21 protein-coding genes are annotated in these 22,655 nt (G+C 69.5%); 15 read left to right on the top strand and 6 right to left on the bottom strand.

Annotated elements, in window-relative coordinates; genetic code table 11:
• Positions 1–8: 8 nt before the first annotated feature.
• The 3 genes from WMF22_RS44035 to WMF22_RS44025 all read right to left on the bottom strand — a co-directional run bounded on the left by WMF22_RS44035 (position 9) and on the right by WMF22_RS44025 (position 2,589).
• Positions 9–614 carry an AgmX/PglI C-terminal domain-containing protein gene (locus WMF22_RS44035; protein ID WP_438033594.1) on the bottom strand — a complete coding sequence of 202 codons (606 nt, stop codon included), beginning with the start codon at positions 612–614 and terminating at the stop codon, positions 9–11.
• Between the two features lie 249 nt (positions 615–863).
• Positions 864–1,409 carry a 16S rRNA (guanine(966)-N(2))-methyltransferase RsmD gene (gene rsmD / locus WMF22_RS44030; RefSeq protein WP_437295881.1) on the bottom strand — a complete coding sequence of 182 codons (546 nt, stop codon included), beginning with the start codon at positions 1,407–1,409 and terminating at the stop codon, positions 864–866.
• A 37-nt stretch (positions 1,410–1,446) separates the two neighbouring features.
• Positions 1,447–2,589: a PEGA domain-containing protein gene (locus tag WMF22_RS44025; RefSeq protein ID WP_438033593.1), complete on the bottom strand. Its 1,143-nt coding sequence runs from the start codon at positions 2,587–2,589 to the stop codon at positions 1,447–1,449.
• 312 nt (positions 2,590–2,901) lie between these two features.
• Between WMF22_RS44025 and WMF22_RS44020 the strand changes: the two genes are divergently transcribed.
• From WMF22_RS44020 to WMF22_RS44005, 4 genes are all read left to right on the top strand, one after another.
• Positions 2,902–4,326, top strand: a complete 1,425-nt coding sequence (locus WMF22_RS44020; RefSeq protein WP_438033592.1) for a phosphomannomutase/phosphoglucomutase — start codon at positions 2,902–2,904, stop codon at positions 4,324–4,326.
• 2 nt (positions 4,327–4,328) lie between these two features.
• The gene (gene prmC / locus WMF22_RS44015; RefSeq protein ID WP_438037330.1) at positions 4,329–5,207 is read left to right on the top strand and encodes a peptide chain release factor N(5)-glutamine methyltransferase; all 879 of its coding nucleotides are present in this window, start codon (positions 4,329–4,331) and stop codon (positions 5,205–5,207) included.
• A 234-nt stretch (positions 5,208–5,441) separates the two neighbouring features.
• Positions 5,442–5,822, top strand: a complete 381-nt coding sequence (locus WMF22_RS44010) for a phage holin family protein (RefSeq protein WP_437295877.1) — start codon at positions 5,442–5,444, stop codon at positions 5,820–5,822.
• Complete coding sequence (locus WMF22_RS44005; RefSeq protein WP_438033591.1) at positions 5,819–6,319, top strand: hypothetical protein; 501 nt, start codon at positions 5,819–5,821, stop codon at positions 6,317–6,319. The genes WMF22_RS44010 and WMF22_RS44005 overlap by 4 nt, the downstream gene beginning before the upstream one ends.
• Here the strand turns inward: WMF22_RS44005 and WMF22_RS44000 are convergent.
• Positions 6,304–7,005, bottom strand: a complete 702-nt coding sequence (locus WMF22_RS44000) for a hypothetical protein (RefSeq protein ID WP_438033590.1) — start codon at positions 7,003–7,005, stop codon at positions 6,304–6,306. The two genes, WMF22_RS44005 and WMF22_RS44000, sit on opposite strands and share 16 nt — an antisense overlap.
• A gap of 203 nt (positions 7,006–7,208) precedes the next feature.
• On the opposite strand from WMF22_RS44000, the gene WMF22_RS43995 reads away from it, so the two are divergent.
• From WMF22_RS43995 to WMF22_RS43970, 6 genes are all read left to right on the top strand, one after another.
• Positions 7,209–7,784, top strand: a complete 576-nt coding sequence (locus WMF22_RS43995) for a hypothetical protein (protein ID WP_438033589.1) — start codon at positions 7,209–7,211, stop codon at positions 7,782–7,784.
• A gap of 110 nt (positions 7,785–7,894) precedes the next feature.
• Positions 7,895–8,599 (top strand): DUF6968 family protein, encoded by a 705-nt coding sequence (locus tag WMF22_RS43990; protein WP_438033588.1) that lies wholly within the window; start codon positions 7,895–7,897, stop codon positions 8,597–8,599.
• A 535-nt stretch (positions 8,600–9,134) separates the two neighbouring features.
• Complete coding sequence (locus WMF22_RS43985) at positions 9,135–9,596, top strand: hypothetical protein (protein ID WP_438033587.1); 462 nt, start codon at positions 9,135–9,137, stop codon at positions 9,594–9,596.
• A gap of 292 nt (positions 9,597–9,888) precedes the next feature.
• Entirely contained in the window at positions 9,889–10,890 is a 1,002-nt protein-coding gene (locus tag WMF22_RS43980) for a hypothetical protein (RefSeq protein ID WP_438033586.1), read from the top strand.
• Positions 10,891–11,021: 131 nt separating this feature from the next.
• A complete protein-coding gene (locus tag WMF22_RS43975; protein WP_438033585.1) occupies positions 11,022–12,410 on the top strand; it encodes a protein kinase domain-containing protein in 1,389 nt (462 codons plus the stop codon).
• Between the two features lie 1,003 nt (positions 12,411–13,413).
• Complete coding sequence (locus tag WMF22_RS43970; RefSeq protein ID WP_438033584.1) at positions 13,414–13,947, top strand: hypothetical protein; 534 nt, start codon at positions 13,414–13,416, stop codon at positions 13,945–13,947.
• A gap of 237 nt (positions 13,948–14,184) precedes the next feature.
• Here WMF22_RS43970 and WMF22_RS43965 read toward each other — a convergent pair whose 3' ends face one another.
• On the bottom strand, positions 14,185–14,934 hold the full coding sequence (locus WMF22_RS43965) for a hypothetical protein (RefSeq protein ID WP_438033583.1): 750 nt from the start codon (positions 14,932–14,934) through the stop codon (positions 14,185–14,187).
• 1,072 nt (positions 14,935–16,006) lie between these two features.
• Positions 16,007–16,828, bottom strand: coding sequence for a thioredoxin family protein (locus tag WMF22_RS43960; RefSeq protein WP_438033582.1), 822 nt, complete (start codon positions 16,826–16,828; stop codon positions 16,007–16,009).
• A gap of 270 nt (positions 16,829–17,098) precedes the next feature.
• On the opposite strand from WMF22_RS43960, the gene WMF22_RS43955 reads away from it, so the two are divergent.
• The 5 genes from WMF22_RS43955 to WMF22_RS43935 are packed head-to-tail and all read left to right on the top strand — an operon-like array spanning position 17,099 to position 22,516.
• Complete coding sequence (locus WMF22_RS43955) at positions 17,099–18,400, top strand: ATP-binding protein (protein ID WP_438033581.1); 1,302 nt, start codon at positions 17,099–17,101, stop codon at positions 18,398–18,400.
• A complete protein-coding gene (locus tag WMF22_RS43950; protein WP_438033580.1) occupies positions 18,397–18,945 on the top strand; it encodes a response regulator transcription factor in 549 nt (182 codons plus the stop codon). Before WMF22_RS43955 ends, WMF22_RS43950 begins: the two co-directional genes overlap by 4 nt.
• Before the next feature lie 46 nt (positions 18,946–18,991).
• A complete protein-coding gene (locus WMF22_RS43945; protein WP_438033579.1) occupies positions 18,992–20,107 on the top strand; it encodes an AAA family ATPase in 1,116 nt (371 codons plus the stop codon).
• Entirely contained in the window at positions 20,104–20,643 is a 540-nt protein-coding gene (locus WMF22_RS43940) for a hypothetical protein (RefSeq protein ID WP_438033578.1), read from the top strand. Before WMF22_RS43945 ends, WMF22_RS43940 begins: the two co-directional genes overlap by 4 nt.
• A 43-nt stretch (positions 20,644–20,686) precedes the next feature.
• Positions 20,687–22,516, top strand: a complete 1,830-nt coding sequence (locus WMF22_RS43935) for a glycoside hydrolase family 15 protein (protein WP_438033577.1) — start codon at positions 20,687–20,689, stop codon at positions 22,514–22,516.
• The last annotated feature ends 139 nt before the right edge of the window (positions 22,517–22,655 follow it).

The raw sequence follows: 22,655 nt of genomic DNA, 5'->3' as shown, positions 1-22,655 counted from the left end.
GCTGCTTCCTATTGCTTGATGGTGAAGTTGATCGGAACGTTCACCACGACGCATCCGCTCTGCGGCGGAGGCAATGATTTGCCGCGGAAACGTCCCAGGACGCAAGACGCAATCTCGCCCGAGCCCACCGTGTCGTTGAGGATCGAGGCGCTGCACACCGCGCCGTTGGAGGCGACCTGCACGCTCACCGTCAGCTTGCCGGAGACCTCCGAGGTGCGCAGCGCGCGGTTATAACAACCCTGCGCCGAGCGAGCGAGCCCCAGGACGGCGGAGTCGAGCGCGGGCGAGGTCGCGCCGTCGCCGCACTTGCCGGAGCAAGGCGACTTGCCGGTGGTGGCCGGGCCCTGCCCCGACGCGACCTTGCCGGCGTCCACGCCGGCGTCCTCGACCTCCTCGACGGGCGGCGGCGGCGGGGGCGCGAACAGCGGCGGAGGCTCCGCGGGCTTCGTCTCGGCGGGGACAGCGGCGGTCGGCGCGGCAGGCGGCGCGGCAGGCTCCGGGCGAAGCTTCCAGTAGAGCAGGCCCGCCATGAGCGCAGCAAGGACGACCATTCCTGCGATGTAGGGCCCAGGGCCGCCGGATTTTCCCGGGATCTGCTGGGACGACGGAGGCATCGATGCGGACACGTTGAGAAGTCCTCCCGGAGAGACGCGCGAGGTCCGGCCGCTTCGCCGGGACCGTCGTGCGCCGGAGCCGAGACGCGGGCGCGTCCGGCGGGGGCGAGTCTACAAGGGCGGGCAGGGAAGCGCGCCAGGAAACTGGATGCGCTCCGGATGAACACGACAGCGCCGCGCGGTGGGCTGCTCGCGCGTGGCTGGCGCGCGCAGGCGGCTCAGCGCGCGTGGCTGGCGCGCGCAGGCGGCTCAGCGCGTGTAGAACGACACCGCGGTGTCACCGTAGGCGCGGCTCGCGGCGCAGGTGAGCCCGGCGATCTCCGGTGAGGGATCGCGGCGCGCGTGCTCGAGGACGAGGCGCCCTTCCGGGGCGAGCAAGCCGAGCGGGCCGGCGAGGCGCGCGGCCGCGGCGGCGGCCCTGGCCAGGACGGCGTACGGTGGATCGAGCAGGGCGAGGTCGAAGGGGCCCTCGTCGCGGAGCAGCTCGAGCGCGCGCTCGACGGGGAGCGGGACGACCCGCGCCGCCTCGTCGAGGCCGAGCGCGGCGAGGTTCTCGCGGAGCACGGCGAGCGCGGGGCGGCCGCTCTCGACGAAGACCGCGCGCCGCGCGCCGCGCGAGAGCGCCTCGATGCCGAGCGCGCCGGTGCCGGCGTACAGGTCGCAGACGAGCGCGCCGGTGACGTCGCCGAGCGAGGAGAAGAGCGCCTCGCGCACGCGGTCGGCCGTCGGCCGCGTGCCCTCGCCGCGCGGCGCGGCGAGCCTCCGCCCGCCGAGCCGGCCGGCGATCACCCGCACGGTCGTCCCCCCGTCATCGCGGGCAGCGAGGCAGAGCTCACCAGCGGTACGTCACGTCGACGCCGCCGCCGCCGAGGCCGACGCTGGGCTGCACGCTCCAGCCCGCGCGCTCCGAGGTCTGGCCGTCGCTCGTCACGAGCAGGTACGCGCCGACACCCGCGGACGCCACCGCCAGCGGGTAGAAGACGTACTGGAGCGCCATGAACGTGTCGGCCCTCTCGCAGAGATCGATGCCCTTGCGGGCCGTCTTCGCGTCGGCGTTGAAGTCGTCCTGGATGGCCCTGCGGTTCTCGAGTGCGCAGACGTCCTCGACGTTCTCCGTGAACAGCCCTCGATAGGCCACGTACCGCGCGTCGCTCTGGATGCTCGCGACCTGGACGGAGCTGATGACGGCGACGGAGCCGAACACCGCCCCCGCGCCGAGGCCGATGAACCCGCCCATGCGCTTCCAGTTGGTCCGCGTCGATTCGGCTGGCATCTGGCTGAGCGCGACGTCCGTCGTGGCGACGGGCAGGACGACGACCGACGCCTGGGAGTCGAGGAAGCCGGCCGACTTCACGCGCACGTCGTGCGGCCCGGCGGCGACCGTGAAGGTCGCCTCGCCGTTGTGCACGTTGCCGGCGGGCTTTCCGTCGATGAAGACGCTCGCCTGCGCGGCGCCCGTCCTCACGCGGAGGGCCCCGCTCGGCGGCCCGCCGGTCAGCTTCGCGATCGCCTCCGCGGCGATCTTGCGGAGCGGCTCGTCGTTGGCCTCGGTGAGGTTCGCGCTGTACTTCACCGGCACGCTCGATCCGGGCTTGCCGCGGGTCCAGAGGTGCAGCTCGCCCTCGACCTCGGTGTCGCTCTTGCGGAGCATGCCCCAGATGTAGCGGTCGCTCTTGATCTGGTCGGCGATGCGCGCCTGGCAGCCCGCGTCGGGACGATCGTCGCACTGGAGGGAGAGCGTCAGGACCTCGAGCGAGAAATCCTCCTCGCGGACCGACCACCCCGGGGCCTCCTTGATGGCGGAGCGGAGCGCCTGGGTCAGCGCGCCGGCCTGGTCGTAGGCGTCGTCCGTCCGGAGGACGACGACGGTGATCGGTAGGGCGGTGGGCGACGGCTCCGCCGCACGGGCGGCGTCGCTGCAGGCGAGGAGGGCCACCACGGCAGCGAGACCGGTCCTCTGGGCGCGCGTCATCATGTGGTCCTGGGCTCCACGCGCCCAAGTTACCCGCCCGGCGGCCAGGAAGGCAATCCGTGAGCCGGCGAGGCGGCGCGGCGGCGCGATCGCGATGTCGGCGCGGCGAGGGGCGCGAGCGCGGTGACGGGCGGTGACGGGCGGTGACGGGCGGTGACGGGCGGTGACGGGCGGTGACGGCGCGGCGAGGCGGCGGCGAGCGCGACGACGGGCCGGCGAGCCCACGCTGCGCGGGCGGCGTTTTTCGTTTCGCCCACGATTGCGCCGTGTCAGAGCGTCCTGGGCGCGGGCGCCGCGCGCTCCTCTGCCTGGTCCATGAAGGTCCCCAGACACATCTTCCGCGAGTACGACATCCGCGGCGCCGCCGAGCGCGACCTCACGAGCGAGCTCGCGCGCGAGCTCGGCGCCGCGTTCGCCCTGCTCCTCGGCCGCGAGCTCGCCGCGGGGGCGCCCCCCCGCCGGGCTCGGCCGGAGGTGGCGGTCTGCCGGGACGGCCGCCTCTCGAGCGACCGGCTGTTCTCCGCCCTCACGGACGGCCTGCTCGCGGGCGGCGCCGACGTGATCTCGGCGGGGGTCGGGCCGACGCCGCTGCTCTACTTCGCGGCGCACCACCTCCACGCCGACGGCGCGATCATGATCACGGCGAGCCACAACCCGGCGCCGGACAACGGGTTCAAGCTCATGCGCGGCAAGGCCTCGTTCTTCGGCGAGGACATCCAGGCGCTCGCCGACCTCATCGAGCAGGGGGCCGGTGGCCCGAGCGCCGCGGCGGGGCGGGGCGCGCTCACCGAGGTCGAGCTCACGGAGGACTACATCGCGGCGGTGCGCGCCGCGTCCCGCCTGTCCGGCACCGACGTCCGCTTCGTGATCGACGCCGGCAACGGCGCGGCCGGTCCGCTCGGCGTCCGGACGCTCGAGGCGCTCGGCTTCGCGCCGGACGCGCTCTTCTGCGACATCGACGGCCTCTTCCCGAACCACCACCCGGACCCGACCGTGCCCGAGAACCTCGACGCGCTCCGCGCCCGCGTGCTCGCGACCGGCGCCGCGCTCGGCGTCGCGTGGGACGGCGACGGCGATCGGATCGGCGTCGTCGACGAGCGCGGCGAGGTGCTCTGGGGGGACAAGCTGCTGCTCCTGTTCGCGCGCGCGCTCCTCGCGGAGCGCCCCGGCTCGGCCGTGCTCGGGGAGGTGAAGTGCTCCGAGACGCTCTACGCCGACATCGCCGCGCGCGGCGGGCGCCCCATCCTCTGGAAGACGGGCCACTCGCTCATCAAGACCAAGATGAGAGAGGAGGGCGCGCTGCTCGCCGGCGAGATGAGCGGGCACATGTTCTTCGCCGATCGGTGGTTCGGGTTCGACGACGCGATCTACGCGACGGTCCGCCTGCTCGAGATCGTCGCCCGGGCGCGGCGGCCCCTCGGCGAGCTGCTCGCCGACGTGCCGGAGACCTTCGCCACCCCCGAGATCCGCGTCGACTGCCCCGACGCCGTGAAGTTCGAGGTCGTCCGCCGCGTGACCGAGCACTTCCGCCGCGCCCGTCCGGTCGTGGACATCGACGGCGCGCGCATCGACTTCGGCGGCGGGGCCTGGGGCCTCTGCCGCGCCTCCAACACCGGCCCGATCCTGGTGCTGCGGTTCGAGGGGCGGTCCGTCGCGGACCGCGACGCGGCCCGCGCCGAGGTCGAGGCCGCCGTCACCGCCGCCGTCCGCGACGCCGTCGGCGCCGCCCCGCTCCCGTGACCATGTCCGAAGGCGAGCAGCAGAGCGAGGCCTGGACGATCCGGCGCGTGATCACCTGGGCCACGGGCGACCTGAAGAAGCGCGGCGCGTCCTCGGCGCGCCTCGACGCCGAGCTCCTGCTCGGCAAGGTGCTGGGCATCGATCGCGTCGGGCTGCTCATCGACGCCGAGCGGCCGCTCGACCGGGCCGAGCTCGCCGCCTACCGCGAGCTGCACCAGCGCCGCCGCGCCGGCGAGCCGGTCGCCTATCTCCTCGGTGTGCGGGAGTTCTACGGCCGCCCGTTCCGCGTCGATCCGCGCGTGCTCATCCCCCGCCCCGACACCGAGATCCTCGTCGAGGTCGGCCTCGCCCGGACGAGGCACCTCGCCCTCTCCGCGCGCGTGCTCGACCTGTGCACCGGGTCCGGCTGCGTCGCCATCAGCGTCGCGTGCGAGCGGCCGACGAGCCGCGTCCTCGGCGTCGACATCTCGGACGGCGCGCTCGCCGTCGCCCGCGAGAACGCGCTCCGCCTCGGCGCGGTCAACGCGGGGTTTTTGCGCTCGGACCTCTTCGCCGGCGTGCCGTCCGGCCATCGCTTCGACCTGATCACCGCGAACCCACCGTACATTCCGGACGAGGACGTCGCCGCGCTGCAGATCGACATCCGCGGCTACGAGCCCCACCTCGCGCTCGCGGGGGGCCCGGACGGCCTCGTCTTCACGCGCCGGATCGTCGCGGGCGCGCCGGCCTTGCTCGCCGCCGGCGGGGTGCTGGCCATGGAGGTCGAGGCCGGCAAGGCGGGCGCGGTGGCAGAGCTCTTCGCCGCGGCGGGGTTCGGCGGCGTCTCGAGGCACCTCGACTACGGCGGGCACGAGCGCGTGGTCTCCGGCGTCCTGCCCTGATCGCCCGCCGCCCGGAGCGAGCGAGAGCGGCCGCCGCGGCCGCGCGGCGCGCGCCTCCGCGAGGGCCGCGCAGCGCCCGTGCCTCCGCGAGGATGGGGCTGGCGCGCCGTATGCACAGCGACGCACGGCGAGGGTGCCGTGGCGCAGTCGGTGGCGGGGGCTCGGTGGTGACCCGCGCGCCGCTGCCTGCGCCGCCCCCGAGCGCGTTCACGCCGCGAGGCGAAGAGGTGTCCCATGAGGCAGGTGGATCCCAGGCCGGAGAGCTCGACGGCAGATCTCGTGAAGGAGGCGATCGCCGAGGCCAGGGAGCTGATGCAGGTCGAGGTCGCGCTGGCGCGCGACGAGATGAACGAGGAGATCGCGCGGGCGAAGGCGTCGTGCGTCGCTCTCGGCGCGGCGGCGGCCGCGGCGCTGCTCGGGGTCGCGCTGGTGCTCGTCGCGATCGCGCTGGCGATCGCGCCGGAGCCGCTGCCGGCGCTGCTGATCGGGCTCGCGTTCATCACGCTGGCGATCGTGGTGGGCATGGTCGGCTACAAGCGCGCGCCGAGGAGGCCGCTCGAGAGGACCCGGGGCCGCCTCGGGGCGGACGTCCGGCTGGTCCGGGAGCTCGTATGAAGGGGCTAAACGGTCAACGCGCGGACTTCGAGCGCAGGGCGGACGAGCTGCGCGACCGGCTGATGCACACGATCGAGGCGCTCGATCGGCGGCGCCACGCGCTCGTCGACGTGCGGTCGAAGGTGCGCCGGCACGGCCCCGAGGTGCTCGCCGGCGGGCTCGTGCTCGCGATCGCGGGCGGCGTGGCGGCGATCGCGCTGATCAAGCAGGCCCGCGCGCGCAGCGAGCGGCCGGGCGGCGAGCGCCTCCGCGCGCTCGTGCGCTTCTGGCGGCACCCGGAGCGGGTGGCGCCGCGCGGCAAGCCGAGCGTGTCCCGCGAGATCGGCCGGAGGATCCTGGTGGGCATGGCGTCGTACGCGGCGATGCAGCTCATCCGGCGCGGCGTCCGGCTCACGCTGGCGCTCCCGGAGGGGGACGCGCAGGCGCGGCGGAGCCCGCTCGAGCTCGGCGCCGCGGCGCCCCGGACCAGGCCGCCGTCCGGTCAGGGCCCTGTGTAGAGGGCGGTGCGCCACCCCAGGTAGAACCCTGGCTGGCGGACGGACGTGCTCCACGTGTAGTCGGCGTAGAGCCACGGGCCCATCGCCACCTTCCAGAGCCGGATCCCCTCGTAGAACACGCCGCCGCCGATGCGGGCCGGCAGGGCGCCGTCGATGACCTCGGCGCCGCCTGTGTCGGCGGTCGTGTACGCGACGCCCGTGCCGGCGTCGAAGGTGACGCCGACGTCCCTCCACCGATCCGCGAGCGAGAAGAGCGGGAAGACCTCGGTGTGGAGCATGAACCCGCCGGCGAGGGAGGTGTGGTCCGCCGCGCTCAGGCCGTGTCCGCCGAAGGCCGCGCCGAACGTGAGCCAGTCCGCGAGCGCGCCGCCGATCCAGACGTAGCCTCCCCCGCCGATCCCGACGCCGGTCTCGGTGTAATGGCGCTCGAATCCGATCTTCTGGACGTCGTTCTGGAAGCCGGCGGCGCTCCCGAGCGCCAGGCCTCCGGCGATGCCCGCGGCGAGCCCGCCGCGCCGCACGGCGGGTCGGGGCGCGAACAGCGGGCCTTCGGGCGTCTCTCCGGACGCCGCCGGCTGCGCCGCGGCGGCCGCGGGGAGCAGGCTGAGGCCAAGGAGCACCGGCAGCGCGAACGCGCGCGCGCGTCGGAGGTGGCGGAGGTGGCGGAGGTGGGGACACGTCGCCATGGGCTCCCTTTCCTATACGATGACGCGGGGCTCGGCATCGCAATCCGGCGGCTCATCGAGGGCGGGCCGCCTCGACGAACGCGGCGCGCCTGGCCCTTGGGCGCTCGTCGACCGATCAGTTGACGAACACCTCCACCGAGGATCGTTCCGCTGCAGACGGACGTGCCGCCGGTGCCTGAACGCTAAGATCTCATGTGTCCCCCATGAACGAATGGTGGAGCAATTCTGAGCGTAACACGAAGCTGCTTACGGCGTCTCGATACTGCCCTATAGACGTCGCTGAGGAACGGCCGATCCTCGCGGGAGGGCGCATGAATGCTGTTAAATTCATCGCAGCTGCGTTTGTCATGCAGTGCGCTGGTTGCGTGGTGAGTCCAACCGAACAAACCGCCCATGAGCCGTCAGAATGGTACGTCGAGGAGACGAGCGACATTGGTTCGCTTCCCGATCCGTCTGCACCGCCGGATCTAGCTGCTGAAGCACTCGACGAGCCCTTGTCGCGAGGTGCCTGTGAGGATGCGTGTGAGCTGTATCATCGGCATTGGAGCCAGCTCTGCGCCCGTCTTTCGGGAAATGGTGCGCGGCAGTGTCACTCTGAATCGATGGAAGGATACGGTCTCTGTCAAAAAAATTGTCGCAACGGGTGCGAAGCCGCCGGTTCGGCTATGTTCGATCGATGGGACCTGTACTGTGGTGAGCGCTGTCCGTGGTACTACAAGGGCGAATGTAACCTGCGCAATAGGCTGGGGCGCGCGGTGTTCAATCGCGAATGCGGCTGAGTACGGTGTGTGGGATGTGTCACGCTCCGAAGAGTTAGAGAATTCCGTCTGAGCTTGGACGGGCGCTTCTCCCGCTTGACTAGGCGTCGGAAGCGTGTATCGGACGATGCATGGACAAGATCCTCGGAGAGCGGAAGCTGGTTTTTTTGCCTTCCGACGGCTCACCGGCTCAGACCGTAGTCGCTCGATTTGGCCATCCAGAACCAGAAAGCGATGGCACATGGTGTGTAGACGTCCAAGTGGAGCAAGCGGGGAAAGCCGGTACAGTAGACCGAGCGCGCGGCCTGGACCAGGCTCAGGCTCTGTTCCACGCGTTCCTGATCCTCGATGCTCAGCTTGAGGCCATGACGGTCCGTGGATCCGTTGAGCTGTCCAACGGCAACGGCCCCGTGGAGCGAGAGTCTACTCAGGAAACGGAAGCTTGGCGCTTCGTGTCGAGAATCGCATCAGAGGTTGGTTCCAAGGTCAGCAACGAGCTGATGCTTGCAAAAGTGGACGTGCTGGGTGAGCGAGAGCTGATGCTGAAGAGGAAGGATGGTAGCGAGGAAAAGGTCATCGTGCGTCTCGGACACCCATACCTATCTAGAGGCCATTGGCGTGCTCCCTGCGAGATTGTCGGACCGAAGGGCACGGTGCAGCGTCGCTTCGGAACGGGAGAGGACTCGATTCAGGCGCTGACGCATCTGCTGTATCTCGTCCCGATCCTTCTGGACAGCGTCGCAGACGAAGGGAATTTTTATACGCAGGAAGGCGCGACAGGACACTGGTTCCCTCGAATTTTGATCGAGGAGCAACCGGACAAAGCGGCGAAGTAAAGTCGGATCCGGCCACGGCACCGGAGCAGACAGCGCGGCGCCGGCCTCGGGGTCGACCTCGGCGCCCTCTCGAGGCGCGCGACCTCGTTCCGCTCGTCTCGAGCGCGGCGCGGGATTGAGCCTGCCGTGAGCGGACCACCAGCAGGAGCTCCTCGGAGCGCGCAGCGCGAGCATGCGTCCTCGCGGACCATCGCGGGGAGGTTAACCTCCCCTGAAGGAAGGTTTTCGCCCCCCGCCGGGAGGTTCTCTGCCATGCCGTGGGACGCGATGCTCCCCTCGAGGAGGTCTCCGCCCTCGCCAGGGCCGCGGATTCCCCCGCGGGGCGGCGAGACGCCGTCCTGCCCTCCTGGACGGCGTCCGTCCGGGAAGCATACCATCGACCTTCCCGACCAGCGTCGGGTGGAGGAGGGCGCAGATGGCGGCCAGCAAGAAGGCGACGACGGCGACAGCGACGAAGAAGAGCGGCTCGGCGAAGGCGAAGAAGAGCGGCTCGGCGAAGAAGAGCGGCTCGGTGTAGGCGACGAAGAAGGCGAAGGTGATCGGTGCGGGAGAGCTCGCCGCGCTCGTCGGCATCGCCTACAAGCCAACGCTCAAGACCTCCGAGGTGCAGCGGCTCCGCCGCGCGCTCCCCGGCTACATCAACCTGCTCGATGACGTCGCCGAGCTCGTGGAAGAGGACGCCGACGTGCTCCGGGTGAAGGACGTGAGCCCGGAAGACCTCCTGCGCGTCCAGGCGGCGCACAAGGAGCTTTCCGCGCGCGAGGTCGTGCTGGAGGCCGTCTACCTGTCCGCTTACCACCAGCGGCTCGTCCTCGACCACGAGGGGATCGGGATGCTGCAGAAGATCGCGCGGCGCATCACCGCGCTCGCCGAGGATCACCCGGACATGCCGCTCCGCTACAAGTCGCTGCTCGACTTCCTGTCGACCTTCCGCGGCGGCGGCCGGCCCGCGAAGGGCGCCGCGCCGGGCCAGGCGGCGCCGGCCGAGGACGGCTGAGGGCGCGGGGCGCCGGCGTGCCCGCCGGCGCGGACGGAAACTCACCCGCGCCGGGCGCGTCGCGGCGCCCCTGCCTCTGTCGGTGATCATCGCGTCCCGCATCGGGCCGGTGAAAGATCGCCCAAGTTTCATTTTTTGTGAGAAATTTCGGCGCGAAGACGCAATGCCAGGTCACCGAAGCCCTTGCTTTCTGACCAGCTATTCCTGACGGCCCGGATCGGGTACAAAGTAGCGCCGTGCTGAATTGGGTCAGCACGGCGTAGGGTCCCCCTCGTTTGGGCCGAGGTGAACCGTGAGCGGTTCTGCACGAGTCGTCTTCGCATCGACAGCAGCAGCCTTCCTGAGCCTCGTTCTCGCCTCCCAAGTCCACGCGGCGGACCCTCCGCCGCGGTCGCCAGAGCTGCAGGAGCTCTTCCGGCTGGCCGACGCGGCCATGAAGCGGGCGGACGCGGCCGGGGCTCGCGCGTATTGGGCTCAGATCAACTATCTCGAGCCGACGACAGCGGCTCTCTGCCAGCTTGGCCAATTGGATCTCCGTATCGGTCGCTGGGATGCCGCCGCGAACGAGCTCTCTCTTTGTGTCGAGCAGATGCCCGCTCCGAAGAACGACGCGGAGCGCCGCTTCTACGAGGTGAGGCACGCCGACTTTGCGGCCGCGCGGGGTCATGTGGGCGAAATTCGTGTCCTGCCGCCGCCGCGGTCGACACGAAGCCTGGTGGACGGCAAGGAGGTAGAAGCAACCAGGAGCGTTTATGTCCTTCCTGGCCAGCATGAGATCACCGCCACGGGTCCACAGGGAGAGATCGCGCGCGCGCTCGTGAAGGTCGCAGCGGGGGATTCTCTCAGTGTGCCTCTCACGTTCGACGCTCGACCAGCGGCGGCGGTGGCCAAGGCGCATGCCGTTCCTGCGCGGATCTCCCCGAAGCTCAGGGAGTCTAGCGACGGCCCGAAGCCGTGGCTCGTATGGACCGGCGCCTCCGCCGCGGTGATGGGGCTCGCCGTCGGAGTCGGGTTCCACGTGGCCGCGGATTCTGCGGACGATGAGTCGGATTCGATAAAGGAGAGCGCGCTGGACGGAAACATACCCCGATGGGATCCCGTGTATGGATCGCTTTACGAAGAGGCGAAGAGCGCACACGAGCGGGCCAACACGCTCCACGCCATCGGCACAGCGGCCGTCATCGCCGGGGCCGCGCTCGGCGCCGCGACGATCGTGGTTGTCGCGCTGCCTCGCAGGACCGAGGTTGAGCTTCGGGCACGAGGCAGCTACGCGGAAGTGAGGCTCGCATGGTAGCGGTCGGGGAGATCTGGGAGGGGCACGAGCTGATAAGCGAGCTTGAACGGGGCATGGTGCGAACGTTCCTCGCGCGGCCGATCGGAGATCCCAAGGGCCTGGTTTGGCTTCACGTCCGAGAGAGCGCGCGCATGGACCGAAAGCTGTTTGCGTCCGAGATCGAGCGCTTGCGGCGGCTGTCGGACAAGGTCCCGGAGATCGCGCGGGTGCATTACGGCGGCGTCAGGCAGGATGCAGCGTGGGCTGTGTCCACCTTTCACAAGGACGCGATTCGACTCAAGGACGCGACGCGCGGCGCGGACCTCGGCATGACCGCGATCGACGAGGTAGGCGAGATCGGCATCCTCGTTCAGAGGGCGAATGACCTCGGCTTCGTACACGGCGCCCTGAGCCCCGAGCGCGTGCTGATCACCGCCGACAAGCACTATGTCATCACCCACTTCGGATTCCCTCGGCTCTTTCAGATCAGCGGAGAGGAGGCCGTCCGGGAGCCGCGCTATGCGGCGCCTGAGATGGTCTTCGAGGGTGATATCGGCCTTCGCACCGACGTGTACGGGATCGGCACGATCTTGTATGAGCTCCTGTGCAATCGCGCGCTGTACTCTGATTCAGGACCAGGCGAGGCCGAGGGGCCCTCAGGCAAGCTCTGGGAGCCACGCATTCCCGTCTGGGTGCCCCAGGCGCTCGTCCATGTGATAAGGAAGGCTCTCGCGAAGGATCCACGGGAACGGTACTCCAGCGTCAGAGCGATGCTCCTGGAGCTCGCGGTTCGAGAGCGCGAGTTCAGCGACTTCTTCTCGCGCTCGCATCCAAACCGCGAAAGGGAGACAGACGTCGCCGTGCCGTTCGTCGCGCGCCGTCGCAGGCCGCGCGCGGAAGTGGCGGAGAGTGAGGATGACGCCTGGGAGCCGTTCGTACGCCCGGCGAACGAGGGCAGCGATGGGCTCGACGCGTCGGAGGAGGAGGAAGACGGAGGCGTGGGGCGGCCCTCATCGCCCATCGTTCCGGCGTCTCCGGCAGTACAACCTCGTGAGCCTGCGCCGGCGACGGGCGCCACGACGCCCCAGGATGGCGTCGCCGGGCCGCTGTCGGATCCAGGGTTCGACGTGCCAGAGCTCGAGCCGCTGCCATTGACGCCGCGAGCCCAGCCGAGCCCTGCGCGTGGAGCCGAGCGGACGAGCCCCCGTGGCCTCGCCCGCTTCCTGGCTCTGGCGCTCTCGCTGGTCAGCGTGCTCGGTACCCTCATGGCGCTCCGCTGGTCCGAGCATCCCGTCAAGCTCCAGGCGCGCCTTCCGCGCATCGCAGGGTTGCCGGTCCCGCCGCCTGGCGATCTGCGTCCACGCGGCCCCTCCGAGGCCGACCGGCAGCCACCCTGCGTGGCGCAGGTCGGTGCACCGCGGCAACCCGCGAGGGTGCGCGACGCAGCGTCGAGGCGCCAACCTGCGGAGACCCCGACATCGCAGGGCGCGAAGCTGGGCGCTGACGGCATCTATCTCTATGGCGGGGACACATCGTTCTGACACGACGCGAGGGGTCATGGCGCGAACGTCCGTCTTCTCGTTGGTAGCAGCGCTCGCGCTCATCGCGTGTGGAGATGATTTCGACATGGCCCCTCCCCTGCGGAATGCACGTCCGATGTGGATTTGGACGGGCAGTGAGCCGGCGGATGCTCCACCGTGTCCCGGGTTTCGGCTGCCCCTCTGGGAGGGTTGGGCGAACGAGGTCGCTTCGGCCGATTGCGGCTCCTGTGAATGTCAACCGGCGTCTTGCCTTCTCGCGCCCACGGTAGCGGCGCAAGCGCTGATCTGCGCCGATGGCGCAGGGCTTCCGATCCTGTTCGACGCCGGAAATGGCTGGAACGGTACGTGTGCCGCCTCCGCTCCAGCGATCCCCGCGAGCGCGTTTGGTTCGGTCATCTACGGGCCGCCGGCGCTGGCCCCTTGCATCCCGTCTCCTACGCCCGATCCGCCGCCGATCACTGGGACCTTCGCGAGAGCCTGCCAAGCCCAGCCCCAATTGGTGCAGCCCGTCGACACTGCCTTGTGCATAACGCCTGAGGAGGACGGATCCTGTGCGGAAGGGTTTCGGACGCGGAGAGAGTTTGCAACGCAGCTTGTGGACAACCGGACCTGTACACCTTGCGAATGTGGCGAGCCGAGCGGAGGGAAGTGTACTGCCCGTGTCACGCTCTACGCGGATGCCTCGTGCGGAGCCGAGTTCGCCAGCTCAACGCTGTCAAACATCGATGCTCCACTCTGCCAGGACATCACGGTGGGTGCGCCGCTCGCGGCGATACGGGCCGAATTCACGGAATGGATACCGGCGGCGTGCGCTCCAAAGCACGCCAGGTCGATCGTACTCGGCACAGTGGAGCGCCCGTCCGTAGAGGTGGCCTGTTGTGCAGATTGAGCAATGCGTCCGATTGCACCGTATAGGAGTTGAGTTCCAATGCTCGGTACACAGACTCATGGGCCTAGATTCCGCCGGCTCGTCAGCTTGACACGCGGAAGGAACCTCGTTCCGATGTGCGTCTTCGCGATGACGCAGATCGGGTGCGGCGAAGACGAAGTGACGACCCAGATCAGCGGCAAAGCGGTTGCTACCTTCGTATCGAGGGTGGCAGGTGTGCCTGAAGTCGATAAGGTCTTCGTCATGGACACTGGGAACACTGGTTCTACTACGGTAAAATCAGGCGACAATTGGGGTATTAGGTGCCGCGCCGGTGGCGACATGGCGCCGTGGTTTGAGCTGGTGAACGAGCAAACTGTAAGTGGAACCCCGCCGGATCAGCTTCTTAGCAGTGAATTCAATGCCATATTTCTGAAGGAATCCGACGGCGTGGTCCAGGATCCACCTCAGGAGGCCAACGTCGTCGTTATGCTAGAAGGATATACCTATTCCGGAATTTGCGAGGTCATGTTCACCAAGACGAATGACCGTCCTTACGAAGCCGACGTTTATTCGGCGATATGCCGAGATCTGAGGGCCTCTGACGGCCTTCCGGCCCGTCTCGAATCGGCCGACTTTCATATCACGTGCTGCCAGGATGATTGCTAGAAGACCGATCACGTTGATCGAGCGAGAAGTGAACCGCCAAGGCGCCATAAGACGCCAAGATTTTTGTGATTCTCTTGGCGTCGTTGGCGCCTTGGCGGTTCGAATTCTGCTCTCTTCTGGCGGTTTCAACCCGTTTGTCGCTCTAGCGGGGCGACGTCCCCGAGCTCCGCCGCCCCGGAGCGGCGGCGGGGCCCCGTCAGGCCGCCCCGAGCGCGCCGGGCGAGACGGCGCCGGCGCTCACCATCGCACGCTAACTCCCACGCCTTGCGTTCCCGCCCCGAACTGCGTGTCGTTCGGCAACCACACGTACAAGAGGGTGCCCACGCCCGCTATCGCGCCCGCGAGCATCGCGCCGGTCCCGAGGATCCTCATCAGCTTCGCGCTGCCAGGGTCGTCGATGCTCGTGCGGGAGTCAGTCGGGGGCGTCGCGCCCGCGATCCTCGGCTTGCCTTCGTGAACCTCGGCGGCCTTCGCCTCCTGCTCAAGCCGCTGCGCGCTCCGCGTGCACACGGCGCTCGCGGCGAAGAGCCCCGCGGAGCTCAGCGCGCCCGTCACGATGAACCCGAGATCCGGCCCGGGACGGGCCACCCCCTGCGGCGCCCCTTTCGGCGCCGCCGGCCGCGGAGCCCGAGGCTCCGGCGCACCCTCCGGCGCCTTCGCGCGGTCCTCCAAGGCCGGCGCCGGCTTCGCCGGCTCGTCGAACGTTAGCGGCACCGGCTTCGACTCGCCTGCTCCCACCTTCACGGTCGCGCGCGCGTCCTGCCCATCTCCACCGACGGCCGTCACCCCGCGCTGGCCGGGCGGCACGTGGAAGCGGCTGCTGCCGTGCTTCACCCCGCCGCCGTTCACGAGCATGCCCACGACACCAGGCGCCGGCACCAGGACCACCTCGCCCACCCGCGCCTGGGCATGGGCGAGATCGGCGTGACGCCGCTCATACAGGCTGCGCTCCTCCTCCGTGCGCGGGCCGGCATCTCGTCGACACATTGCGACAGCTCCACCACGGCCTCCGCCAAGCGGTCCATCCGGGCGTCGAGCTGGCCCATGGCGCATACCGCGACGTTCGACCGGTCGATCGCGTGGACCACGGCCCACAGCGCCCGGGCCCGCGCGATATCGAGGCGAGCCTCGGCCGCCTCGGCCTCGCGGATGAGCTCCTTGACGGGCCGGGAGCGCTCGGGGGGCTCCGCCGCGCGCGCGGTGGCGGGCGCGAGCAGCGCGAGGAACAGCGCAGTTCCCGATGAAAAACAAGTTACTGGTCGAGGACCGCGCATGCACCACCCCGGTCTACCGACGGCGCTCGCCGCACGCGACGCCACAGCGTCCCTCTTCACTAACATCGCACCAGTGTGTACGGCTAGAAGACCGATCACGTTGATCGAGCGAGAAGTGAACCGCCAAGGCGCCATAAGACGCCAAGATTTTTGTGATTCTCTTGGCGTCGTTGGCGCCTTGGCGGTTCGAATTCTGCTCTCTTCTGGCGGTTTCAACCCGTTTGTCGCTCTAGACGTTTCCGGCTCGTCGGAGGTCTCGAGGGACATCGAGATTGGCATTACGTGTCGGGGACGGAAATCCTCATCCGACGCGCATCTATGGCGGTCCTTTCCGGGCATCATCGCTTGTTCCGGACCGGCGAGCTCGTATACGCTGGGGCGCGACGGAAGGGAGCGCCCAGGAGGGGGCCGATAAGGATGGGGGCCACGAGCTCGCGCGCGGCGATGTTCGTCGAGCGACCGGCTGAAAGCCGCTCCAGACGTCGAAAGGCATGGAAAAGGCCGTGAGAAAACAGCTTGGTATCACATGGTTGATCTGCGCTCCTTCGCTTCATGGGTCAGGCTGCGTTGCGCCGTGCCCGGTGGTAAAGGAGCCAGGCTGTGACACGACGGTTCCAGACCACGAATGTCGCGATATCTGCGTGGGCGAGGTGCGGGTGGACGACCCTGAGGAGGGCGAAGGTGCGCGGGAACCTGATAGCCCGGAAAGTGACGCTCAGGAGGGAGGTCAACCTTCCGACGAGGCCGCGGACGCAAACAAGGGATGAAAAGCAGGCGAGCGCGGCTCAGCGGACGTCGCCGGCCGAAGCCTGGTCACCCCGCGGCAAGTCGGCGCTCGACGGCGAGCTTTGCCCCGACATCGCGCCCCGGACCCATGCCAGGAGCTCTGGATACGTATGATATTTCCTGATTCGCGCCACCTCCTCGCCATCCTTGAGGAGGACCAGCATCGGGAAGGTCGTGATATCGAACCTCTCGATCAGCTCCCGGTGCCGATCGGCGGTCACCCTCCCGACCCGGATCTCGCCTCGATGATGGCGCGCGAGCTTCTCCAGCTCGGGCGCCATCATTTTGCAAGGTCCGCACCAGTGGGTCATGAAGTCCACCAGAACAAGCCCGCGGCTGGTTTCAGCGTCGAAGTTCGACTGTGTGAGGATGGAGACGTGATGTTCCTCCCTCGCATTGCGGGGGCCTGCGCCTGTCAGGCCACGAACACACTCCAGCAGACCCTCGAAGTAGTACCTCCTTAAATAGATCGCCGGCAAGAGCTCCTCCGGCCTCCCGCTCTGCAGGAGACCGTAATATTTCCCGTCCGCGGACTGCTTCCGCGGGTTCCCCATCAGGAGCTTGAATGCCTGCATCCTGGACAGAACCTCGCGATCGCCGTCAGCGCAACGATCGCGCGGATTGCCGGGAGCATTGGACGGGGATTGCGCGTAAATATCGCCCTCGAGCAGGTCCAGCCGGTGCAGCTCCTCTTCGAGCCGCATCTCGTCCACCACCACGGGGCTCGCCGCGGGAGCGGGCTGCCCGTGCCGAGATCGCGCGCCACCAGCGCCGCAGCCTGCCGCCGCCAGGAACAAGAGCGCGAATGCCGCTTCTCTCATGGCGCTCAACCTACGCCTGGCCTTGCTCGGAGACCACAGGGATCCGGTCGCTGTCGCAATTGCTCGGCGGGAGTTCACATGATTGCGGGGAGGGCATTGACCCTTTCGTCCCGCCTACCTGATCGAATACGACCACGACCACGACCAGGAGTACGGCTACGCCGACGGCCGCGCCGGGCCGAGGTGGGGACGGGGCGAGGAGCGAGGCGACGGGGCGCGGCGCTCGCCGCATCGAGCGCCGCGCCCGGGCGTTCGCGCTATAGTCCGGCCGTGACGCACGAAGCTTCCCTGGAGCGGGCGCCGGCGGGAGGGATCGTCCTCCGGTGGCTCGTCGGACTGCGCTGGGCGGTGTTCGCGCTGCTCGCGGCGACCCTGGCCGTCGACGAGGCGCTGTTCGGCTATCACGTACGGTACGCCATCGCCGTGCCCATCCTGGCGCTGGCCGCCGGGCTCAACCTCGCCCTCGACCGGCGGGTCCGCTCGGAGCGGGGCGCGCAGACGGCCCTCGTCGCCGGCGTCGTGGCGCTCGATCTCGTCGCGATCGCCGGGGTCCTCGCCGCGTCGGGCGGCGCGGGCAACCCGTTCAGCGCCCTCTTCTTCGTGCACGTCGCCCTCGCCGCGGCGCTCCTGCCGCCGCGGACGACCTTCGCGCTCGCGGCGCTCGCGGCCTGCCTCTTCGCCGCGCTCTTCGCGCTCCCCGCCGGCGCGTGTTGCCCGAGCCACCCGGAGCACGGCGCGTTCTCCACCCACCTCTACGGGATGCTCCTCGCCTTCGTGCTGAGCGCGGCGCTCGTCGCCCACGTCCTCCTGAAGATCCGCCGCGCGCTCGACGAGAGCGCGGCCGAGAACGCGGCGCTGCGCCGGCGCGCGGAGGAGGCGTCCCGCTTCCAGGCGCTCGGCGCGCTCGCGGCCGGCACCGCCCACGAGCTCGGCACCCCGCTCGGCACGATCGCGGTGCTCGCCGGGGAGAGCCTCCGCGACCCCGGATCGAGCGACGCCGCGCAGCGCCGCGCCCGGACGATCGCGGAGCAGGTCGAGCGCTGCCGCGTGGTGATCGCGCGCATGCGGGCGGACGTCCGGGCGAACGACCTGCGCGCCGGGGTCGAGGTCGGCGAGGCGGCCCGGCGCGGCGTCGAGGCCTGGCAGGCGGCGCACCCCGGCGTCGCGGTCGAGGTGCGCGGCGATCTCGCGCCGCGCCGCACGGTGCCGCTCGACGCGGCCGACGTCGAGGCGGCCCTGTTCGCGCTGCTCGACAACGCGCTCGCGGCGCTCGGGCCGAGCCCCGCGGCCGCGGAGCCGATCGTGGTCACCGTCGGGGAGGAGGGCGGCGCGCCGGTGATCAGCGTCGAGGACGGCGGCGCGGGCGTCGCGCCCGGCCTGGAAGGGCGGCTCGGCGAGCCGTTCGTGACGACCAAGGCGCCCGGCGAGGGCATGGGCCTCGGGCTCTACCTCGTGCGGACGCTCATCGAGCAGGTCGGCGGCTGCCTCACCGTGTCGCCGAGGCAGGGGCCCGACGAGCGCGGCGCGCGCGGCACGCGCGTCGCCCTGCGCCTCGCGCCGGTGGACTCATGAGCTCCGAGGCCGCCGGCGAGCCGACGCTGCTCATCGTCGACGACGACGCGACCTTCCGGACCGCGCTCGGGCAGGCCCTCGGCAAGAGCGGGTTCGCGGTGTCCCTCGCCGAAAGCGCCGAGGAGGCCGCGGCGATGGCGCGAAGGCACGTGTTCGAGTACGCGCTCGTGGACGTCCGGATGCCGGGGCAGAGCGGGATCGACCTCGTGGGGACGCTGCGGAGCATGGATGACGGCATCCGTATCGTGGTGTTCACCGGATACGGCACCATCGCGAACGCGGTGGCGGCGATCCGGGCCGGGGCGGTCGATTACCTGACCAAGCCGGTGGACGCCGCCCAGTGCGCGCGGTCGCTGCTCGGCGTCGCCCCGGCCGCGCGCGGCGACGACGACGAGGACCTGCCGTCGCTCGACCGGGTGGAGTGGGAGTACCTCCAGCGCGTGCTCGCGGACTGCGAGGGGAACATCTCGGAGGCGGCGCGCAAGCTCAGGATGCACCGCCGCTCGCTCCAGCGGAAGCTCTCGCGCCTGCCGCCGAGATCGTGAGGGCGGCGGAGGTGGGCTATAGTCCGCATCGGAAGAGGACCTGACGATGATCAAGCGGCTCTACATCGACCATTTCAAGACTTTCCAGAATTTCGAGTGGAGGCCGGCGCCGCTCGCGCTCCTCTTGGGGCGTAACGGGACGGGAAAGACGCTGCTGTTCGAGGTCCTTCACCTCCTCCGTGACTTGATCTGCGAAGAGCTCCCGCTGTTGAGCGTCTTCCCTGGGACGACCTGCACGCGCTGGGATCTCCGGAAGGAGCAGAAATTCGAGATCGACGTGGCCGGACCGGATGGGTTGTTTCAGTACAAACTCACCATCGAGCACGAGCATGGCCGCGGCGAGGCCCGGATCGCGACAGAGACGCTGCACGTGGATAGTGTGCCACTGTTCTCCTTTAAACGCGGCCAGATTCAGCTCCACAAGGACAGTGGGGAGCTCGGCCCGTCTTTCCCTGGCAACTGGCGCAAGTCCGGTCTAGCAGCGGTGGTGCCGGGGCCGGCCAACAAGAGACTGACGTGGTTCAAGGAGTGGCTGAGCGGGCTGGTCGTGCTGCGCCCGAACCCCGCGAGGGTGAGCGGCCGTGCCGACCGAGAAGATCCGTTTCTCGCGCCGGACTGCGCCAATTTTGCCAGCTGGTACCGGACCTTGTGGCAGGAGCGCCCCGATGCAGTGACCCAGGCGATCGGTGCCCTGAGCAAGGTCATCGACGGCTTCAAGGGAATGTCGATCCGAGTTGACGAGCAGCGCACGGGCTGGCTGCGAGCCAACTTCGCCGGTCCCGCCGGCGCGGATTTTCAGATGCATTTCGATGAGCTCTCCGACGGTCAGCGCGTGCTCATCGTGCTTTATGTGGTCCTCTACACCCAGATCGAGAAGAACCGTACCGTCGCCATGGACGAGCCGGATAACTATGTCTCGCTCGACGAGATCCAGCCGTTCTTGATGGAGGCGCTCGATCGAGCCCAGCGGAGCAACGGCACGCAGATCTTCATCATCTCGCATCATCCGGAGTACCTCAACCAGCTCGCGCCGGCGGACGGTTACACCATGTTCCGGGAGAGGGGTGGGCCGACCCGAATTGAACGCTTCAGCTCTGGCGAGGCGATCCCGCCCGCAGAGATCGTCGCGCGCGGAGGCCTCTTGCGAGAGAGTGAAGCATGAGCCGCAAGGTGACAGCTGTCGTGCTCTGCGAGGACAAGCAGGCGCGGACGGTCCTCTATCGCTACCTGAAGCACGAGCGCGGTTTCGAGCGCGTGCGCGTGTCACCCCTGCCTGCAGGAGAAGGGTGCGGCTCGGACTATGTTCGTAAGAACTATGCAAAAGAGGTCCGCAGGCAACGCGACAAGTCCGTCGCGACGGTATTGGTCGTCCACATCGATGCCGACAATCACACCGTCGCGCATCGCCACCGCGAGCTCGAGGACGCGCTGAGGAGCGAAGGAGCAGAGCCGCGCGGGCGGGACGAGCCGATCGCTCTCGTGGTCCCGCGCTGGGAGATGGAGACATGGCTCCACCACTACCGGGGTCAGCCCGGCGTGATGGAGACCGAGAAATATTCAAAGTTCAAAGGCCAGGAGGCCGAGGCTGCCGAGCCGACCGTGGCCGCGCTGGTCGAGCTGGTGGACGGGCAGGCCGCGGCGCCGGCCAACCTGCCCTCGCTCGCGATCGCGGCGGAAGAGCTGCGACGGCTGCCGTAGCTCGGGAGGGGCACCAAGGAGCGCTTCGCGCTAGGGAAACGCCATGCCCTACAAGCCCATCGAGTCTTACGGCGTCATCGGCGACATGCACTCCGTCGCGCTGGTCGGGATGGATGGATCCATCGACTGGTGCTGCCTCCCCCATTTCGACTCTCCGAGCGTGTTCGCGGCCATCCTGGACGACGAGCGCGGCGGCCGCTTCGCGCTCTCCGCGGCGAACGGCACGTCGCGCAACAAGCAGATGTACATGCCCGACACCAACGTCCTGCTCACGCGCTTCCTCGACGTGGACGGCGTGGGCGAGGTCTGCGATTTCATGCCCATCCACCGGGACACGTACGGCGCCTACCGCCGCGGGATGCACCAGATCGTCCGCGTCGCGCGGGCCGTCCGCGGCGCGGTGCGCTTCCGGCTCGCCTGCCGCCCCGCGATCGACTTCGCCCGCCGCCCCCACCGCCTGATCCTCGACGACCCGCGCGGCGCCGTCTTCGACTCCGATGGCCTCGACCTGGCGCTCATCAGCCCCGTCCCCCTGTCGAGCGACGGCGCCGGCGGCGTCACCGCCGACTTCGTGCTCCAGCCCGGCGAGTCGGCCACGTTCTCGCTGCGCCAGGTCGAGGACTGGACGGAGAGCGCCGATCTGCTCGCCAGGCCGATCGACGGCGAGGACGCCCTCCGGCGCACGGTCGCCTTCTGGCGGTCGTGGCTCGCCCGCTCGCGCTACAAGGGGCGCTGGCGCGAGATGGTCGATCGTTCGGCGCTCGTCCTCAAGCTGCTCACGTTCGAGCCGACCGGCGCGATCGTCGCCGCGGCGACGACCAGCCTGCCCGAGGAGATCGGCGGGGTCCGCAACTGGGACTATCGCTACGTCTGGGTGCGCGACGCCGCGTTCACGCTCTACGGCTTCCTCCGGCTCGGTTACACCGAGGAGGCCGCGCGCTTCATGGAATGGCTGAGCGCCCGCGTCTCCGAGGAGGACGGCCCCACCGGGCCGCTGCAGCTCATGTACGGCATCGACGGACGCCACGAGCTGCCCGAGGTCGCGCTCACCCACCTCGACGGCTACCGCGGGTCGCGGCCGGTCCGCGTCGGCAACGGGGCGACGACGCAGCTCCAGCTCGACATCTACGGCGAGCTCATCGACTCGGTATATCTCTTCGACAAATACGGATCTCCCATCTCTTATGATTTCTGGCGCGAGCTCCGGCGCATGGCAACCTGGGTGTGTCAGAGCTGGGAGCAGGCGGACGAGAGCATCTGGGAGGTGCGCGGCGGCAAGCAGCAGTTCGTCTACTCGAAGCTCCAGTGCTGGGTCGCGCTCGACCGGACGCTGCGGCTCAGCCGCAAGCGCTCTCTGCCGCTCGACCGGCAGCGCGTCGCGCGCGCGCGCGACGACATCTACGAGGCGATCATGGCGCGCGGCTGGGACGCGCAGCGGAGGACGTTCGTGCAGGCCTTCGGCGGGGCCGCGATCGACGCGAGCAACCTGCTCATGTCGCTCATGCGCTTCATCTCCCCCACCGATCCGCGGATCCTCGGCACGCTCGACCGCACGCTCGAGGAGCTCGCGAGCGACACGCTCGTCCACCGCTACGAGCTCGGCAAGGGCGCAGGCGACGGCCTGACCGGCAAGGAGGGCACGTTCAGCATCTGCACCTTCTGGCTCGTCGAGGCCCTCGCGCGCGCTGGCCGCCTCGACGACGCGCGCTTCATCTTCGAGAAGATGCTGACGTACGCCAACCACCTCGGGCTCTACTCCGAGCAGATCGGGCCGAGCGGAGAGCTGCTCGGCAACTTCCCCCAGGCGTTCACCCACCTCGGCCTGGTCAGCGCGGCGTTCTACCTGGATCGCGCGCTCGGTCAGGGCGGCTGAAGGTCGGATCTGGGTCCTCGCGCGCTCCCCGCCGGCGAGCGGCGGGGCGTGGCTCGTGCGCGAGCGGCAGGAGGGAGAGAGCGGCTACCGGCAGCCCGGGATATCCAACCCCGGGCGGCCGGCGCCCGCGAGCCTCGTC

Origin of the sequence: Sorangium sp. So ce204, from assembly GCF_051526795.1 — a bacterium.
Taxonomy (GTDB): Bacteria; Myxococcota_A; Polyangia; order Polyangiales; family Polyangiaceae; genus Sorangium; species Sorangium cellulosum_B.
This window is presented reverse-complemented; position numbering and strand designations above follow the sequence as displayed.

Bases quoted from the DNA above. Each gene is read 5' to 3' on its own strand.
- WMF22_RS43970 (WP_438033584.1), top strand. From the start codon at position 13,414: ATGTGCGTCTTCGCGATGACGCAGATCGGGTGCGGCGAAGACGAAGTG.
- WMF22_RS43960 (WP_438033582.1), bottom strand. From the start codon at position 16,828: ATGAGAGAAGCGGCATTCGCGCTCTTGTTCCTGGCGGCGGCAGGCTGC.
- WMF22_RS43950 (WP_438033580.1), top strand. From the start codon at position 18,397: ATGAGCTCCGAGGCCGCCGGCGAGCCGACGCTGCTCATCGTCGACGAC.
- WMF22_RS44025 (WP_438033593.1), bottom strand. From the start codon at position 2,589: ATGATGACGCGCGCCCAGAGGACCGGTCTCGCTGCCGTGGTGGCCCTC.
- WMF22_RS44020 (WP_438033592.1), top strand. From the start codon at position 2,902: ATGAAGGTCCCCAGACACATCTTCCGCGAGTACGACATCCGCGGCGCC.
- WMF22_RS43965 (WP_438033583.1), bottom strand. From the start codon at position 14,934: ATGTGTCGACGAGATGCCGGCCCGCGCACGGAGGAGGAGCGCAGCCTG.
- WMF22_RS43935 (WP_438033577.1), top strand. From the start codon at position 20,687: ATGCCCTACAAGCCCATCGAGTCTTACGGCGTCATCGGCGACATGCAC.
- WMF22_RS44035 (WP_438033594.1), bottom strand. From the start codon at position 614: ATGCCTCCGTCGTCCCAGCAGATCCCGGGAAAATCCGGCGGCCCTGGG.
- WMF22_RS43945 (WP_438033579.1), top strand. From the start codon at position 18,992: ATGATCAAGCGGCTCTACATCGACCATTTCAAGACTTTCCAGAATTTC.
- WMF22_RS43940 (WP_438033578.1), top strand. From the start codon at position 20,104: ATGAGCCGCAAGGTGACAGCTGTCGTGCTCTGCGAGGACAAGCAGGCG.
- WMF22_RS44005 (WP_438033591.1), top strand. From the start codon at position 5,819: ATGAAGGGGCTAAACGGTCAACGCGCGGACTTCGAGCGCAGGGCGGAC.
- prmC (WP_438037330.1), top strand. From the start codon at position 4,329: ATGTCCGAAGGCGAGCAGCAGAGCGAGGCCTGGACGATCCGGCGCGTG.
- WMF22_RS43990 (WP_438033588.1), top strand. From the start codon at position 7,895: ATGGACAAGATCCTCGGAGAGCGGAAGCTGGTTTTTTTGCCTTCCGAC.
- WMF22_RS43995 (WP_438033589.1), top strand. From the start codon at position 7,209: ATGAACGAATGGTGGAGCAATTCTGAGCGTAACACGAAGCTGCTTACG.
- WMF22_RS44000 (WP_438033590.1), bottom strand. From the start codon at position 7,005: ATGGCGACGTGTCCCCACCTCCGCCACCTCCGCCACCTCCGACGCGCG.
- WMF22_RS43975 (WP_438033585.1), top strand. From the start codon at position 11,022: ATGGACCGAAAGCTGTTTGCGTCCGAGATCGAGCGCTTGCGGCGGCTG.
- WMF22_RS44010 (WP_437295877.1), top strand. From the start codon at position 5,442: ATGAGGCAGGTGGATCCCAGGCCGGAGAGCTCGACGGCAGATCTCGTG.